General features: G+C 66.5%; 16 protein-coding genes. 5 read left to right on the forward strand and 11 right to left on the reverse strand.

Annotated elements, in window-relative coordinates:
- Nucleotides 1–58: 58 nt before the first annotated feature.
- The 6 genes from AC2VON_RS26400 to AC2VON_RS26425 all read right to left on the reverse strand — a co-directional run bounded on the left by AC2VON_RS26400 (nucleotide 59) and on the right by AC2VON_RS26425 (nucleotide 6,891).
- Nucleotides 59–2,089, reverse strand: a complete 2,031-nt coding sequence (locus tag AC2VON_RS26400; protein ID WP_036473551.1) for a serine/threonine-protein kinase — start codon at nucleotides 2,087–2,089, stop codon at nucleotides 59–61.
- 8 nt (nucleotides 2,090–2,097) lie between these two features.
- Complete coding sequence (locus AC2VON_RS26405; protein ID WP_036473554.1) at nucleotides 2,098–3,309, reverse strand: DUF7373 family lipoprotein; 1,212 nt, start codon at nucleotides 3,307–3,309, stop codon at nucleotides 2,098–2,100.
- The gene (locus AC2VON_RS26410) at nucleotides 3,306–4,379 is read right to left on the reverse strand and encodes a DUF7373 family lipoprotein (protein WP_083063901.1); all 1,074 of its coding nucleotides are present in this window, start codon (nucleotides 4,377–4,379) and stop codon (nucleotides 3,306–3,308) included. Before AC2VON_RS26410 ends, AC2VON_RS26405 begins: the two co-directional genes overlap by 4 nt.
- Before the next feature lie 201 nt (nucleotides 4,380–4,580).
- The gene (locus tag AC2VON_RS26415; RefSeq protein ID WP_036473556.1) at nucleotides 4,581–4,988 is read right to left on the reverse strand and encodes a hypothetical protein; all 408 of its coding nucleotides are present in this window, start codon (nucleotides 4,986–4,988) and stop codon (nucleotides 4,581–4,583) included.
- A gap of 87 nt (nucleotides 4,989–5,075) precedes the next feature.
- Entirely contained in the window at nucleotides 5,076–5,720 is a 645-nt protein-coding gene (locus AC2VON_RS26420) for a sensor domain-containing protein (RefSeq protein ID WP_486955448.1), read from the reverse strand.
- A gap of 151 nt (nucleotides 5,721–5,871) precedes the next feature.
- Nucleotides 5,872–6,891 (reverse strand): sensor domain-containing protein, encoded by a 1,020-nt coding sequence (locus AC2VON_RS26425; RefSeq protein ID WP_051641690.1) that lies wholly within the window; start codon nucleotides 6,889–6,891, stop codon nucleotides 5,872–5,874.
- Between the two features lie 236 nt (nucleotides 6,892–7,127).
- Here AC2VON_RS26425 and AC2VON_RS26430 point away from each other — a divergent pair, with 236 nt between their 5' ends.
- Genes AC2VON_RS26430 through AC2VON_RS26450 form a run of 5 tightly spaced genes read left to right on the forward strand, consistent with a single transcriptional unit; the run spans nucleotide 7,128 to nucleotide 11,115 of the window.
- Nucleotides 7,128–7,910 (forward strand): sensor domain-containing protein, encoded by a 783-nt coding sequence (locus AC2VON_RS26430; protein ID WP_036473566.1) that lies wholly within the window; start codon nucleotides 7,128–7,130, stop codon nucleotides 7,908–7,910.
- 40 nt (nucleotides 7,911–7,950) lie between these two features.
- A complete protein-coding gene (locus tag AC2VON_RS26435) occupies nucleotides 7,951–8,631 on the forward strand; it encodes a hypothetical protein (RefSeq protein WP_036473568.1) in 681 nt (226 codons plus the stop codon).
- A 12-nt stretch (nucleotides 8,632–8,643) separates the two neighbouring features.
- Entirely contained in the window at nucleotides 8,644–9,255 is a 612-nt protein-coding gene (locus AC2VON_RS26440) for a hypothetical protein (protein ID WP_036473570.1), read from the forward strand.
- Between the two features lie 35 nt (nucleotides 9,256–9,290).
- The gene (gene macS / locus AC2VON_RS26445; protein WP_036474078.1) at nucleotides 9,291–10,451 is read left to right on the forward strand and encodes a MacS family sensor histidine kinase; all 1,161 of its coding nucleotides are present in this window, start codon (nucleotides 9,291–9,293) and stop codon (nucleotides 10,449–10,451) included.
- On the forward strand, nucleotides 10,441–11,115 hold the full coding sequence (locus tag AC2VON_RS26450) for a response regulator (RefSeq protein WP_036473572.1): 675 nt from the start codon (nucleotides 10,441–10,443) through the stop codon (nucleotides 11,113–11,115). The genes macS and AC2VON_RS26450 overlap by 11 nt, the downstream gene beginning before the upstream one ends.
- Before the next feature lie 52 nt (nucleotides 11,116–11,167).
- Here AC2VON_RS26450 and AC2VON_RS26455 read toward each other — a convergent pair whose 3' ends face one another.
- From AC2VON_RS26455 to AC2VON_RS26475, 5 genes are all read right to left on the reverse strand, one after another.
- The gene (locus AC2VON_RS26455; RefSeq protein WP_051641691.1) at nucleotides 11,168–12,481 is read right to left on the reverse strand and encodes an acyltransferase family protein; all 1,314 of its coding nucleotides are present in this window, start codon (nucleotides 12,479–12,481) and stop codon (nucleotides 11,168–11,170) included.
- Nucleotides 12,482–12,616: 135 nt separating this feature from the next.
- The gene (locus AC2VON_RS26460) at nucleotides 12,617–12,907 is read right to left on the reverse strand and encodes a YiaA/YiaB family inner membrane protein (RefSeq protein ID WP_036473574.1); all 291 of its coding nucleotides are present in this window, start codon (nucleotides 12,905–12,907) and stop codon (nucleotides 12,617–12,619) included.
- Nucleotides 12,908–12,951: 44 nt separating this feature from the next.
- Complete coding sequence (locus AC2VON_RS26465) at nucleotides 12,952–14,238, reverse strand: hypothetical protein (protein ID WP_036473576.1); 1,287 nt, start codon at nucleotides 14,236–14,238, stop codon at nucleotides 12,952–12,954.
- Between the two features lie 240 nt (nucleotides 14,239–14,478).
- The gene (locus tag AC2VON_RS26470; RefSeq protein WP_139813799.1) at nucleotides 14,479–14,958 is read right to left on the reverse strand and encodes a hypothetical protein; all 480 of its coding nucleotides are present in this window, start codon (nucleotides 14,956–14,958) and stop codon (nucleotides 14,479–14,481) included.
- 48 nt (nucleotides 14,959–15,006) lie between these two features.
- The gene (locus tag AC2VON_RS26475) at nucleotides 15,007–15,990 is read right to left on the reverse strand and encodes a hypothetical protein (protein ID WP_139813800.1); all 984 of its coding nucleotides are present in this window, start codon (nucleotides 15,988–15,990) and stop codon (nucleotides 15,007–15,009) included.
- Nucleotides 15,991–15,996 lie beyond the last annotated feature (6 nt).

Here is a 15,996-nt window from a genome sequence, read left to right on the forward strand (position 1 = left end):
GTTCTTAACGCGTCGTGCGCTGCAGCCTGAACGCGGCGCGCGGTGTCTCGTTGGCGGTTTAGTGGATTTGGTTGCCAAGTTTGGTGACCAGCGCGGTGTTGAGGTAGGTGGTGGCTGCTGGGCCGCCGGCGTTGAGGGCGGCGATGGTGGCGGGGTCATCGACGATGACGAGCGTGCCGCCGAAACTGCTGTATTTGGCGGGCAGGCCGCCGTATCCGCCGCCGCCGGCGCCCGGGTCGGTGCGCAGCAGCAGCATGACGTCGCTGCGTTGAGCGATGTAGTCGACGTCGTCGATGTTGAACGGGACGGTTGGTGGGCCGCCGGGGGCGCGTTTGTAGTGGGTGTTGTAGGGGAAGCCGATGCTTTCCAGGTAGCTGCTCGGCGGTGATGGGACCGCCGCCGCGGTGGTGTTGGTCCCGGTGTAGTTGACCGCGACGATGGATTTGCCGCCGAAACTTCGATGCTCGGAGCGGATCTGGTTCTGCTCGGACTGCGCCTTGTCGACCAAGGTTTTGGCGGTGTCGGTGCGGCCCAGCGCGGTGGCGATCCAGTTCAGTTGGGCCTGCCAGTTCCAGTCTTGGGTGTTGTCGGCGGGTTGGGTCAGCGTGGGGGCGATCGCGGCCAGCGAGTTGTAGGTGGTCTGGTCGATGTTGTCGGTGTCGATGATGAGGTCGGGTTTGGCAGCGGTGATGGCGGCGGTGTCGGCGGCGGCGAAGACCGGTGGGGTGGAATGGATGAGCGGCTGCAGCCAGCTCGGTGTGGTCGCGCCGGGCGCGTTCATCACCACTACAGGGGCGCCGAGTGAGAGCACGGCATCGGGGTCGCCAGCTCCGAGCGCGGCGATGGCCATCGGGCGGTGCTCGAGTTTGAGGGTGCCGAATTTGGTGTTCAGGGTCTGCGGTTGGTATGGGCCCAATCCGGTCCTGGTGGTGCCGAACAGGTGAATGCCCACCACTGTCGCTGCGACCAACGCGGCAACCACGATGGTTGCTCCCACGATCAGCCGGGTGCGGTTGCGGCGCTTGGGTTTAGGACCGGACTCGGTTGGGCGACCGGTCGGGGTTGAGGGGGGCGGTGCGCCCGTGAACGGCTGCGGCGCCGCTCCATTCGCGGATGCTGCGCGGGGATCATAGGCCGGCCACACCGGTGCGGAGCCCGCCGGTAGGGAAGGTCCGGTGGGTGGGTAGGTCAGGGTGGGATTGGTCGGCTGGGATGGACGAGGTCCGGTGATGGTTGGCGGTGCCGGATTGTTAGTCAGCGCCGCAGTAGTCGCCGCAGCCAGTTCGCCAGCGGTCTGGAAACGATCAGCTGGATTTTTGGCCAGCGCGCGAGCCATCACCTCGTCGATCTGCGGTGGCAGGGTGGGGTTGATGTCGCTGGGGTGCGGGACAGGCCGCATCAGGTGTCCGACCAATATGGCCTCAAGGGACTTGTTGGAGGGGTCCTCATACGGGGTGCGGCTGGTAAGCAGCCGAAACAGGGCACACCCCAGCGAGTAGATGTCGGTGCGGTGATCGGCGGGTCGGCCTTCGATGGTCTCCGGCGCGGCGTAGGCCGCGGTGCCGACCATCGAGCCCGTCGCGGTCAGGGCGGTGGCATCGTCGAGAGCGCGTGCAATGCCGAAGTCCGCCAATAACACTCGTTCACGCTCACTGCCGGGCGCTGCGACGAGGAAGTTGCCGGGTTTGATATCGCGGTGTAAGACGTGCTGCGAGTGGGCGTAGTCGAGTGCGGCGGCGACGTCGGTGATGATGCGCACGATACGGGCCGGGGTGAGGTTGGCGCGGTCCAAATCGTTGGCGGCGGTTCCTTTGACGTATTCCATGGCGATCCACAGGTGCCCGTCGGTTTCGCCTCGGTTGTAGACCCGCACGATGTTCGGGTGGTCCAGGCTCGCGGCCAGGTTGGCTTCGCGGATGAAGCGCTCCCTGAATTGGCGGTCTCCGCACAGTTCGCCGGACAGGATTTTCAGCGCCTCGCTGCGGGGCAGCGTCGGGTGGCGGGCCAGATACACTGTGCCCATCCCGCCCTGGCCCAGCACGCCTTCGATGCGGTAGCCGGCGATGATAGTTCCTACATCAAGGGGCATTCAGCGGCTCATTTCCCTGTCAGCATGCGGTATTGGGCGGCCATCATCTGGTGCACAGCGTGTTCTTGTTCGTTTTGCATCTCGAATGCGTAGCGGTCGGCGCGGGCCACGCACCAGTAGCCCAGGGTTTCGTTGAAGCATTTCGCCTTGGGCATGCCGCTGATCCCGCCGACCTGGTTGGGCCCGGTCTCATCGGCGACGAGGCGCGCCGCGGAGGCCGTGTCGGGGGTTTGGTAGACGCGGGTTTCGAGGACGTAGGAGACCTGTTGCACGCCAGCGGATTTGAACATCGCCGCCAAGTGGACGGGGTCGCCGGTGGCCAGGTGCAGCGCCCCATGGGCGTCATAGATCCCGTCGCTGATCGATTCGTTTTCTTGGCGGGGGGCCACCGTGTGGGCCATCAACCCATCGGGGTCCAGCGGCAGTTGAGCCATCTGATCCGGCGGGGTCGGCTTGAATTTGTCGACCAGGAGCTGCTGCAAATCCAGTGTGGTGGCGATCAACCCGGCAGCCGTATCGGGTTTGTCAGCCGACGTCGCTGTTTGTGCCAGCACGTATTGTCCGTGTGCGGTCAAGGCGGTCACCGAGAACCGCGGGCCGGGGTCGGGGTATTGCGCTGTCCATTGGTAGGTCAGTGCCGTCGTAGCTGGGTATCGGGGAATCGAAAACAGTTGCGTCGGGATGGGTTTGGTGTCAAAGGGCATCGTCAGGGCAGCGCCTTTGGCTGCCATCGCGGTGATCGCGGCGCTCGCATCAGCCGGGCTGGCCAGTTCCAACACCGTGGTCAGCAGGTCCTTATAGGGGCCCTTGTCGGTGTGACGGGCGCTGGAAAACCCGGCCAGCAAGTTGTGGCCGTTAAGCGCCTCCCCCAGGGGGGCCCCGAGCAGCGCGTTGACCGCATCGACGTCTTTGACCACGCCGGATTCGATTTGCGCATAGTCGATCAGGTCGGCGTCGACCTCCCACGGGCCCACCACCACGCTGGCCAGGCGGCGCCCTTCGGCCCAGCCGCCGCGCAGCGCGTCGCCGGCCAACCCCAATGGGGCGCGGGGGGTGGTGGGGAAGTTCCCAGCATCGAGCAACGCCAGATTCACACCGTCGGGGCTGGCCTCCCCGGGGGCTTTGACCGCGCTGCCGGCGATCGTGGTACTGCAGGCCACCGTCAGCGCCGCGACTCCGACGGCCGCGGCGCGCAACCATGAACGGATGCGCCCGGTCATGGCGCGGTCAGCATCAGGTATTGGGCAGCCATGATCTGATGGGCCTCAACCTCTTGGGCCGCAGTGGCTTTGAACGCGTAGCGCGCTGCGGTGGCGATGCACACAAACCGCACCGCCCCCAGGTCGGTGATGTCGGGCCCGCGGTCAAAGCAGCGCGCTGAGGGTAGACCGTTGATGCCGGGGGCGGAGTGATAGCCCAGGAACGGCACGTCGATGCGGGCAAGCCCATCAGCGGCGCGCTGGGCGCCGGTGGTATCGACGGCCTCGTAGATGGTGGTGCGGTCGACGGCGACGTGGGTAATGCCGGCGTCGTTGTACATCGCCTGGGTGGCAACCGGGTCGGATCGGAAATGTAGTGAGCCGTGCGCGGAGTAGACCCCACCCTGGTTGACGTTGGGGTCGGTGGCCGGCACGGTGCGGGCCAGCAGACCGGTCGGGTCGGCCGGCAAGCTGGCCAGCCGATCGACTGGGGTGGCTTGAAAGTGGTCAGCGGCCGGGCCTTGCAAATCCAGGGTTTTGGCGATCATGTCGGCGACCGCCGCGGAGCTTTCCTTGGATCCGGCGAACTGGAAAAACACGTACAGGCCGTGCGCGCTGAACGCTGAGGCTTCAAAACCTCCTGACAGCGGGGCCACGTAGGCCCGCGTGTTGGGATAGTTGGGGATCGCCAGCCGGGTCGCTGGGATGTTGCCCGGGCGGATGGTGCCCACATCAGCGGCGGCCATCGCCGCAGCCGCATCCGTCGCGTCTTGGGGGCTGGGGAACCGAAACACCCCGTTGTCCAGGATCTTGGGCTTGTCAGCGCCGGCCTGTCCCTGTGGAGGTGGCGGGGTGGCGCGCCCACTGACGAAACCGGCCACGAAATGATGCGCGGCGGCGATCGCGGCGATCGAATCCCCACGCACCAGCGCCGATAGCCGTGTGGGCTCGGGAAACGCTGTCGTGGGCGCGATTTCGGCGTTCGTCGGGCTGATCAACGTGGCGTCGATCTGCCACGGTCCGGCCACCATGTCGGCCATCCGCTGGGCCTCGACGCGGCGCCCGGCGGCGTCATCGGCGACGTTGCCCAAGGGGGGGCCGGGGCCGGCGCGGATAGTTACCGGGGTCGAGCAGGGCCGCGTTGGCCGCCGCGGGCGCCGGGCCGCCGGATTTGACGGCTACCCCCGTCACCTGGTTCGAGCAGCCGCTGCCCACGACGACCACTACGGCGAGGCTGAGCAGCAGCGGCGATAAGCCCCGGCGCGCGGCGGCGATGCTTGTGTGTCGGATCTTCACCGGGCGGCTTTCGCTGATCCGCTCCGGCGCCTGTTGGGCCGTTTGCCCGACCAGCGCCGCAACGCCATGCGGTCGATGAAGATGGCGCTGGCCGCCCGCCGTTCCGAGACAGCCTTGTCGGCCACCGCCATCACCGCGAGTTGGCGGACTCGGGCACCGAGTCGCTTCTCCTGGTCGCGAATGCGATGCCATTCGGCACCGTCAGCGTCCAGGTCAGCATTGTCGTTGAGATAGTCGATCGCCGCGTCGACCGCGCACTGCTGTAAGTCGGGATTGTCCGGATACAGCAGTGCGGCCTCGCGCGCGGCGCGGTGCAGGCGGTTCCGCGCCGCAGCATCCAGCTGGCGGGCGCGCGCGCTGTTGAGCAGCGTCGCCATCGGCTCAGCCGCCGATTCGTCGCGCACGTCCGATCCCTCCTTTTCTCAGGTCCCGCGGCCGGCCTGTGTGCGCCGGCAACGATGGGGAGAATGGTAGTCGCTACTACCAGGGCGTCAGCTTCGATCGCTGATTTTGCCCATCATCGCCCTGGCCACATCGCTGGCGTCCTTGCCTGGCGCGGGCGCCACGTCGCGGAAATAGACCGCCTCGACCTCCACCAGGCAATTGCCCCGCACACCGAGCGCGCGCACCCGCCGCAGTTTCGTGTGCAGGTCTACCTCTTCCACGGTGGCTTCCACGACTGAAGCACCGGCGTGCACCTCGGTGATCTCATTCTGAAATCCCAGGCCGCTGTCGAGGCGCTGACCGGCGCACCGCGACCACTGCGAACCGAATTTCTCAAACAACGCATTGGCCGCCGCCGTGTTCGGTAACGCGACCACACCCTCGACGAGATCGATCACCGTGGGAAATTCGCCGACATCGGCGGCCCACCACTGTTCGTGAGCAACGTTGACCACCTGCGCATTACGGTAGGCCTCGCCCATCAGGATGTGCGCCAGCGAGGCGCAATCGCTGCGTGAAGCGTCCGGCCAGTCCCAGTACATCTCCGCCGGGCCGCCGAACTTCGGCGGCATACTGTCATCGAGTTTGAACGATTGACCGAACACGTGGGACAACTCAGCATCGGTCAGCATCGCCTGCTTGATGACTTCGCCGACCAGCGGGCGCGGTTTGAGGTCCGGCGCCGCGCGCACAGTGCCGCTGACGACATCAGCGCAACCGGCCACCAGCGTGATCAACGCCGAGGACACCAGCACCAGGATCAGCCGAACGACATTGGGCGCCAAGCGCATCCAAGCCATGGCCGCTCCTCTCTTCTCGCGCGAGTAGCAACGGTGGGTCTGGTCAGCGGGGGTTGACACGATCGGCCATCCGGGTCGCGATCTTGAGGCCCTGATCGGTGCGGTTATTACCGCAGCTGCGCACATCGATGACGATGTTGTTGCGGGCGGTCATGGCCCGTTGGCACTGCCAGCCCCCCGCACCTTCCTGGGTGTTGATGATGCTGAGCATGCCGTCACGGTTGGCGACCGTGCTGGCCATCCAGATGCTGTCTGGTTGACCCCGCTCGAGCAGGCGCAAGGTGGCGCCGTTGCATTTCGGCCAGGCCGCAGCCTGCTTGGCCACGAAGTCGCTGGCCGCCGTGGCGGTCGTGAAGTAGATCGCGGCGCTGTTGTCCAGGTGCTCAACGACTTTCGGGTCCTGCAGGGACTGGGTGCGTATCCCTACCCAACCGGTGCCCTCAAGTTCGGACTCGAGCGCGGGGATTTGGATCTCGCCGCATTCGGGCCGGTCGGTATTCACGCCGCTGTAGGCCACGTCGTCGCTACCGGCGTCCGGTGTTGGCGCGATGTTCGTCGCGCCCTCGATGCTGCTGATGGTCGCCACATCCAGCAGCAGCCCGGGCAGCGCCGACAACGGCACCGTTGCCGCCGCTTGCCGCGTTGGGCTCGGGCTGGCCTGCGTCGAGGACGGGCGGGGGGAGCGAGTCACTGCCACGCTGCCCATGTCATCGGGGCTGCTGGCGACGTTGATCACGATTCCGGCGGCCACTATGGCGACTATGACCGCGGCGGCGGCGCCGATCCGGGCCCACAGGGGGAACCGCTGGTGGCGCGGCGCCGCGATCGCAGCAGGGTAGCCCGGGCCGGCGCCCCAGGACGGCGCCGGCGGCAGGGGCCGGACCGGGGGAGGGCCGCCTGCGAATCCGAGTGGCCGCCGCGGCAGCACCACGGTGGCTTCCTCGCCGGGCCCGGGGCCCATGGGCGGCATCGCAGCAGGCTGGTAGCCGTTGCGCATCGCGGCATTGCCCGATGGCGGGGCGGTCTGGGCGGTGCTGAGCGGCGGGTTCGCGTGGTGGGGCATCTGCTGTCCTTCGGGGATAGGCGAGGTTGCGGGGTGCGCAGTGGGTCGCTGTATGGCGGCCGGGGTTTGTCCAAGGCGAGGGGTGAAGCCCTCGGACGCTGCCGCGCTGTCATGCATGCTTTGGATTAGACCACAGCAAAAAACATAGCGCAATGGTTCATAACATTGCACCACTGTGGTTTTGTTGGTAGCGTCTGCATCCGTATCCACCAGGCCCAGCAAGGAGAACCGCCCGAATGAGCGCCTCAAGACCACCCGCGAAGACCACAGAAAACAGCGCACCAAAACACAGCACCCGTACATCGCGGCTGACCGCCACCGGCCGCTGGGCAATCCTCGCCGCCACCGCCCTATGCCTGCTGCTCACCGGCTGCACCGCCACCACCACCGGCCACCCCGCAGCCGCCGCAGACCTCGGCCGCTGGCAACCGCCGGCGATCCTGCCCCAACACCTGCCAGACCTGTTGCTCAGCGAAAACGACATCAACACCGCTGCGCACACCACAGGCATGGCCGTGCGCACACCGATCACGCACATGTGGCACGACGAGGACACCATCTCCACCCCGGCTTGCCTCGACACCTACTTCCCAGCCGAAGCCAACGCCTACCAAGGCACCAACTGGACCGCCATGCAAGGCCAAATCCTCGACGACGCAACCACACCGGGGAGCGCCCGCCACGCACTGGTCCAGGCCCTCATCAGCTTCCGCGACGCCGACTCAGCCCAACAATTCTTCAGCCAAGCCAAAACACGCTGGTCGGGCTGCGCAAACCACTCGCTCACCGTCGTCCTGCACAGCCACGCCCCGGTGACATGGAACTTCGGCGAGCTGCGTGCCACCGACACCACCTTGACCAGCACCCAAACCCAAGCCAGCGGTGAAGGTTTCACCTGCCAACGCGCCCTGGGGCTGGCCAACAACGTCATCATCGACACCCTGTGGTGCGGCTTCGACACCACCAGCCAAGCCAGCGACATCGTCGCCAAGACCACCGGCGCCATCTCCCAGGCCTGACCCAGCGAGCTCGCCAGTCCATCGTCGACTTGATGGGCACATGACACAGAAGAAGGAGGTGCCGGCAGTGCGCGCGCTTGCCGTCCCCGTCTCAGCAATACTCATCGGCGCCGCGAGCGTGGCATGCCACCAAAAGCCGGCATGTTGCGCCGCCCCGCCGCTACCCCCTCCGGTCAACTTCGACGACTACCGGTCCGTCAACACCGACGACTACCGCACCTATTCGACCTACGGCTGGAACGGAATTCAGTTCGCCACCCGCGCCGGAATCCGCTGCCGAATCTATGACGGCCCACACTCGTTCCAGTACGCCGCCGCAATCGACTGCTGGGGGCCGCTCCCTGGCGTGGCATCTGGGGTGAACTACGCAAAGGTATCCGAGTGGCCCTACGACAAAGACACCTTGACGCCGATCACGCGGGGACCCGCGCCCCCAGGGCACACCGAAGTCTTCTCCTTGCTCAGCCACACCGACCTCAACGAGCAAGAGACCTACCACGCCGGCCCGACCGAGAAAAGAACCGTCGACCCCGCCAGCTACCACCTACTCAATCCTGGGCAGAAGATTGTCGTCCCCGGAGGACACCGCGGCGACGACGACCTCAACACATCAATATGCGCCGTCGTCACTGACGACTCGATCACCTGTGAAATCCAGAACCTCTATCACGACGGCACACATGGCTTCCGGATCCTGCCCCAAGTCAGCCAGACCTACTGATTGGATGATGTTGTGGCTAAACAGATCACCGAGCGCGAACCGCGCAACAACAACAGCAACCTGATCGGCTTGCGGGGCGCCATACTCTGCGCCGGCGTGGCCACTGCGCTTACCGGCCTAACAGCCCCTCCCGCTGCCGCAGATCCATCCAACTACACCGGCTACCACCCCGTCGACCCGAAACCCTTCCAGACCTTCAACACCTACGGCGGCGGCGGCGCACAGTTCACCTCGCCCAGCGGCCAACTGTGCCGAATCGTGGTCATCTCCCGCGGCATGTTCGCCTACATCGAATGCCTAGGCGAGCTACACGGCTCCGCCGAAGGCAACAACCTCGTGCGGATCACGACCACGGCCCCAAGTGGCTTTTCGAAGACCACGCGCGAAGAGTTCCTCAGCACCCAGCGCGTAGGACCCGACGGCGTCACCCGCGAACCCACCGGTGCCGCCGGATTCATCCCGCTGCCCGCAGGCAGCAGCCTGACCTACACCAGCAGCGTCTGGTCCGGCACCTGCGCAGTCGACGCGACCAGCACCCGCTGCACCGTTACCAGCAACCACAGCGACGGCACCGTCACCACCAAGAGCTTCGCATCGACCGCCACCGACGCAACAATCGACTGATGTTTGCCCGGTCCGCCGCGGGACCCAGCGCCTTTATGCTGACCACGATGGCGAATCACGGCCCCGATCCCACCACGCCGCTGTGGCGCGCGGCGCAAGTGTTCCGCCTGCTGAGCTGCATCTACGCCACCGGCTTTCAAATCGCGATCAACCCGGATCTGGTTCGGCCCGTGCTGGGTTGGGTGCTGTTCGCCGCGCTGATCGGCTGGAGCGCGGCCTGCGCGATCGCCTATCTGCGGGGCTTCGGCCGCAAACCGGCGTGGGTGCTCGCCGAGCTGGCGGTCGTCGTCTTGCTGATGTGGTCGAACAACCTCGTCGCGAGCCCGCACTGGGCGGCCGACAACCAGACCTGGCCGACGACGTTGTGGGCCAGCAATCCCACGATTTCGGCCGCCATACAGTTCGGCCCCGCGGGCGGCATGCTGACGGGCCTGGCGGTGATGGCCACCAATTTCGCCGTCAAGAACTACCTCGCGCTCAACCTCGGGCACAACGCCACCGTCATCATCGAACTGGCGATCGGCATGGCCATCGGGATGGCCGCGCAGACCGCGCGCCGCGCGCACGACGAGCTGCAACGCGCGGCGCAGTTGACGGCCGCGGTGCAAGAACGCGACCGGTTATCCCGCCAGGTCCACGACGGCGCCATCCAGGTGCTGGCGCTGGTCGCCAAGAAGGGGCACGAGATCGGCGGCCCGACAGCCGAACTCGCCGACCTGGCCAGCGAGCAGGAGCGCGCGTTGCGGCGCTGGCTGGCGTGCGCGGACGTCGATCCCGACGCCGACAGCGCGACGATCGACCTGCGCGCGCTGCTGCGGTGCCGGGAGTCCGATCGGGTGTCGTTCAGCCTGCCGGGCACTGCGGTGCCGTTGGGACGTTGGGCGGCAACCGAACTGGATGCCGCGGTGGGCAACGCGCTGGACAACGTGGTCGGCCATGCCGGTCCGGATGCGCACGCCTTCGTGCTCGTGGAGGACCTCGGCGATTCCGTCGTGGTCAGCGTCCGCGACGACGGCGTGGGTATTGCCGCCGGCCGGCTCGAGGAAGCGACGCGTCAGGGGCGCCTTGGCATCGCCCAATCGATCGTGGGGCGCCTCACGGCGCTGGGTGGCAGCGCCGAATTGCACAGCGAGCCGGGGGAAGGCACCGAGTGGGAGTTGTGCGTGCCACGCGGACAGGGACGCCATGGCGGATGACGAGACGCCGACCACGGTGATGGTGGTCGACGACCATCCGATCTGGCGTGACGCCGTCGCGCGCGACCTGGCCGAAGGTGGCTTCACCGTGGTCGCCACCGCCGACGGCGTGGCCGCCGCGGGACGGCGGGCCGCCGTGGTCAAGCCCGACGTGGTGGTGATGGACATGCAGCTGACCGACGGCGACGGTGCCCAGGCGACCGCCGCGGTGCTCGCGGTCTCCCCCTCGTCGCGGGTGCTGGTGCTGTCAGCCTCCGACGAACGCGACGACGTCCTGGAGGCGGTCAAAGCCGGCGCGACGGGATACCTGGTCAAGAGCGCCTCGAAAGCCGAACTGGCACAGGCGGTTACCGCCACCGCAGCCGGGCGGGCCGTGTTCACCCCGAGCCTGGCCGGGCTGGTGCTGGGCGAATACCGGCGCATCGCACAGAGCAAGGACAGCACGGACGACGGGCCCGCCCGCCCCAGCCTCACCGAACGCGAAACAGAGGTGTTGCGCTACGTGGCAAAAGGGCTGTCCGCCAAGCAGATCGCCCAGAAGCTGTCGTTGAGCCACCGCACGGTGGAAAACCATGTGCAGGCGACCTTCCGCAAGCTCCAGGTCGCCAATCGGGTGGAGCTGGCACGCTACGCCATCGAGCACGGCCTGGACGAAGAGCCGTGACCCGCGGGGCGGCCGGATAACCACACTTACCCCGCGGGCCAACGATCTTGGGCTACCGCGTTGCGAGGCGGTGTCGCACCGGGAGTGTGGCCAGGATTCGCGCACTCACCAGCGCGCTCACCACCACGGCCATGCACGCCAGGCCGTCGTCCTTGAGCCCCCACCTGATCGCCGCGAGCAGCGCCACGCCGGACGTGCACAGCAGGGCGCCGATGGCCGCGCCGCGCCACCGCGACGTCACCGCGGGCGCACCGTCCCAGCCGGACAGCGGGTTGTTCTCCAGCGGCCGCAGCGCCACGAACAGCACCGCCACCGCGACCATCACGATGAACACCTGCGCGAAGCTGATGGCGAGGAAATCCTGCGCACCCGGAAAGCGCGGGCAGCCAAAGAAATCGAAGACCAGATGCACACCCAACAGCACCGGCATGTGCCACAGATACAGCGTCATCGCGCCCGAGTTGCCGATGGCGGTCCACCACCACACCCGCGGCCGCTGCGCCCAGCGCGCGATCGCCGGTGCGGCCGCGATCGCCAACGCGCTCAGGATGATTGCGTGCCCGGCCAGCAGCAGCGACGGCGGGCTGGTGTTGGACAGATGATGGTCACCGGTGCCGACCATGCTGATCTGATACGGCCCCCAGCGCACCAGCGCGACGTCGACGGCGAAGAAGACGGCGGCGACGGCCAGCGCGGCGCGGCCGCCGAGCAGCCCGCGACGGTAAGCCACGCCGAACATCGCGGGAATGAGCCAGACGGCCAGGTTGAGGTAACCCAACGGCATCATCGCCGGCCAGTGCAGCCGGATCACGTCGATCATCGCGATCGCCCCGTAGACCGCCGCCACCCCGGCGGCCAGCCGCCCGGCCGTGCTGACGCGGTGCAGCAGCGGCATGGCGGCCAGCACCAGGACGTAAGCCCCCAGGAACCACAGCAGCTGCGTGCTGACGCCGGCGATCGGATCGTAGATGTGCCGCGGCAGCGCCCGATACAGCACCGTCAGCACCACGGCCCAGAACGCCAGGTAGTAAAACACCGGCCGGAACAGCCTGGTGCAGCGCCTCATCAGCCAGTCACCCCAATTGGTGCCCGGAGCCCAGGAGGACACGCACGCCGCCGCGCCGGCGAAGAAGAACAGCGGCATGATCTGCAACAGCCACGTCATCGCCTGAAACAGCGCCGAGGTGGTGAGCAGGTTGTCCCAGATCAAAACGTTATTGCGGATGATGCTGGCCGCCATCACGGTATGGCCGAGCACCACGCCGACCAGCGACGTGATGCGGATGACGTCCAGGACGCGGTCGCGATCGGCCGGCGTACTCGCGGCCACCTCGGCGACGTCTGGAAACCGGACAAGAGTGGTCATGGGAGCGGAATTGCCCTTCTGTGCTGTGACTGCGGAGCGTTGTGGTGGAGCAGGAATCGTGCGATGAGGAAAGCATCGCCGGTGGCGCGGGCGCGGGCCTGCGCACTTCTACGCGACAAGGCTGAGTAGTTCTACTCAGCCCGCGGCGTTGAGCGGGTCGTAGTCGGCCAGCAGCCTTTCGATGCGGGCCTCATCGAGCCGCACCCGAACGGTTGCGGCCTCCTGCTGGTCGCGGATCACCTTGGCCAGGGTGAACGCGCTCGACACCAGAAAGAGGAAGGTGACCCCGAGGAACAATCGCGGCCAGGGGTCAAGCGGCAGGAAATAGATTCCGCCGAGCGCGGCCACGAAGCTGATCGCGAATGCAACGGCGGCCTGGACGAAGAAGGCGGCGGTGGTTTTCGACATGCTGTTGGGAACGGTCATGCCAATAAGCCTGCGGCAGCGGACCGTTCGCGGGATCCGTAAGACTACTCAGATTTCGCGGTGCGGTCGCGGGGCCGCGCCAGCAGCGCCGCCGCCGCGCCCGCCGCGCCCACCCCGATCGCCGCGGCGGCCACCGTCGCCACCTCGACCGCGGCGAACTCGGAGTCCACCAGCGGTTTGACCACCGCCACCGCGGCCACCGCGGGCATCACCAGCCGCACCCACCAGGCCACCACGCTGTCGCCGGGGACTCGCGAATTAGCTTCTGTGACAAACACATACAGCGCCATCAGCAGCAGGGGCGCCGCGCCGAGAATGACCAACCCGATCCAGCGCGCACCGTGCGCCGACAAGACGGCAGCCGTCACCGCGACAAGCGCCATCAGCACCACTCGCGCGATGGTGTTCGGCCGCGCCTGGCGCGTTACCGCCAGGTCCGCGGCGACGCGCACCACTGCCCACCCCGAGGCCAACGCAGCGGCCACCCCGACAGCGACGCCGGTGATAGTCATCCACGTCCGACCCGCTTCGGCATAGAACTCCGGCACAGCTTCGCCCAGGAGTTTGGCACTCCATCGCCACGGCCCCACCACCCCCTGGTGATCACCCACCCACAACACCAGCGCCGCCGCGGCCACTACCGCGACCGCCAGCGACATGGATCGCCCCGGCCTGGCTACGCGCGCGCTTCGGACCGTGATGAGTTCAACGCCCACCATCCCCAGTCCGAAGCCGACTAACTGACCAGACAGCCGGCCCTGGGTAGCGGCCGTCCCGATGACAACGGGGTCACTGCCTGCGGCGACGCGCGCAGTGACTGCCACCGCAAGGTAGACGGAGATGAGCAACCCGGCGATCACGAGCGGCGCCACCAGCGACGCGATGACCCGAGTCGACGCCCAACAGACAATGGCGCCAACGACGACCGCGGTCCCCGCCGCGGCGACCGGTAACCACGAAAAGTTCTCGGCAGGGTCTTCACCGGATGAAAACTGCAGCAGCAGCAGCGATCCGAGGGCGGTGGCGAACTTCGCTGTCAGCACCACATAGGCGAGCAGTTGAACGGTGCCGGCTGCAGTCCCCGCCTTCGGGCCCAGTGTGGCACCAACCAATTCGGCGGTGTTGCGCGCATGGGGTGCATAGCGGCGCAGTCGCGCCAAGGCGTAGATGACCGGGACCATGACCGCTGCACCGAGCAGCGCGCCCAGTCCGTACTGCGCCGCAGACACAATCACCGCAACGCTCAGTCCGGCGGCTTGCCACGTACCGAGGACGCGCTCACCGGAGCCGGTTTCTGGCTGGGTCTGTGCCTCTAGTGATTTTTTCGGCATGTCCTTAAGCATGACTTACGCCTAATCCGGTCGAGCGGGAGCGGCATTACTGCCGAGCGCCACACTATGACGCCTCGCTCTTGGCTTGCGTATTTCTCGGCGAGGCTTCGTTCGGCGTCGGTCGCGCGGGGGCGCGGGTTTAGGGGGACTGCCGGATACTTCCGACGAGCTCTGCAACTCGCTCGTTATTGCCGCAGCGACCGACCTCAGCCCGAGGCGGGCTCGGTCGTGATAGCGCCGTCAGAGCCGTCGTGGTGCCGATGACCGTGCTTTGGCGGCCTTGTACGCCCATGACCCCAACATCAGTGCGATCAGTAACGCGCCGCCCAACATGGTGTAGCCGGTGTTGCGGTGAAAATCCCGCATGCTCGCCGGCGAGTACACGCCCTGGTGGATATTTTCCTGTGTTGCATGCCAGTTCACCGGCGCGGTCAGCACCGCTGGATCGGTGCCTGCCCGGTTCAACTTCTCGATCGTTCTTATCGACCGGTACCCGCGGGAGGTCAGCACCGAGCAGGTGTCGGCCGGGCCCATCCGGTGTCCATCGCAGTGCGGCCCAGTCAGATCTTGGTAGGCGACTAGGCCTGCCCCGAAAAATAGGGCGATGAACATCAGGCCAAGGGCGCCGACCGCGAGGCGGCCCACGACGTGCCAGAAAACCGCCCCTATGGTGGCCCCGGGGGCCGCGGGGTGTGGCCCGTCTACTTCAGCATCGGACACGACGACCCTCCGGCGAGTGGACCACCTCATGAGACGACACGCTGGTGCCTATCTACAGTCGTGAAAGTCGCTGGCTAGTTGCCGCTGCAATTGAGCCGCCTCTGCCGTCTGATTGCCCAGAGGGGCTTGGGGTTTCGGCGATCCACTGTCGTCGCGGCAGTCAGGCACTTGAAGATCTCCGGTGAACTGGTGGAAATTATCGGGCTCTACCATGAGGTGCCATTGCAGTTGTAGCGGGTGCTGTTTGGTGGGCGCTATGGTGGAAATGACTGATTTGAGGTCGCGGTAGGCCGTAGCAGGGTCTGTGATGTAAACCGAGAGCGCGGTGATTCTGGCGTCGTCGACCCGCACGTAATAGATCGGCAGTGCCAGCCGCGATATCAGGGCGTCGATGTTTGCGCGCTGCTCGGCGGTGATTGGGATACCGACTTCCCAGGTGGGGAATTTGGTCGGCTCGGCCGAACGGATATAGACGGTCATCGGTTCGGGCTGCACAGTGGCCAACACTGCGCTCAAGACGTCGTTGGTGTGGTCGATATCTGATACTTCAAGGCGCACCGTGGCACTGTCACGTGACCACAGGATCGACGCCTCTGGCACACGGGTCCTGAGTTGTCGTAACTGATGTGTGTCACCGGCGATCTGGGCGGGGTTGAGCTCTGCGCCGCGTTTTACCTCGACTCGGTCGCCAATGACGAAGGTGGTGGACTGGCGGTAGCCGTTGAAATCCCCGCCTTTGATGCGGGTGATACGTGAGGCCACCGCCGCGATCTGTTCCTCGCTTGCCTTCGGCATCGCGACTACCAGATTCAACTGGGCGCCGTTCTCAAAATCGTTGGTATATAGTGGATTAACGTCATCAACGCCCGGCATTTTGGCGATCTCGGCCTGAAGGTGGCGCACCTCGGCGCTGCGATCAGGAGGCGTGCACGCAGCCACGACCAAGGCCAGCCATGCCATGGCCGCCACGCATACCCGTTTCACCGGTGCCGGGAGCCGGCGCGTGACACGCCGCGACACTGCACTGATCACGAAGCC

The sequence above is a fragment of the Mycobacterium sp. TH-M82 genome (assembly GCF_057473605.1).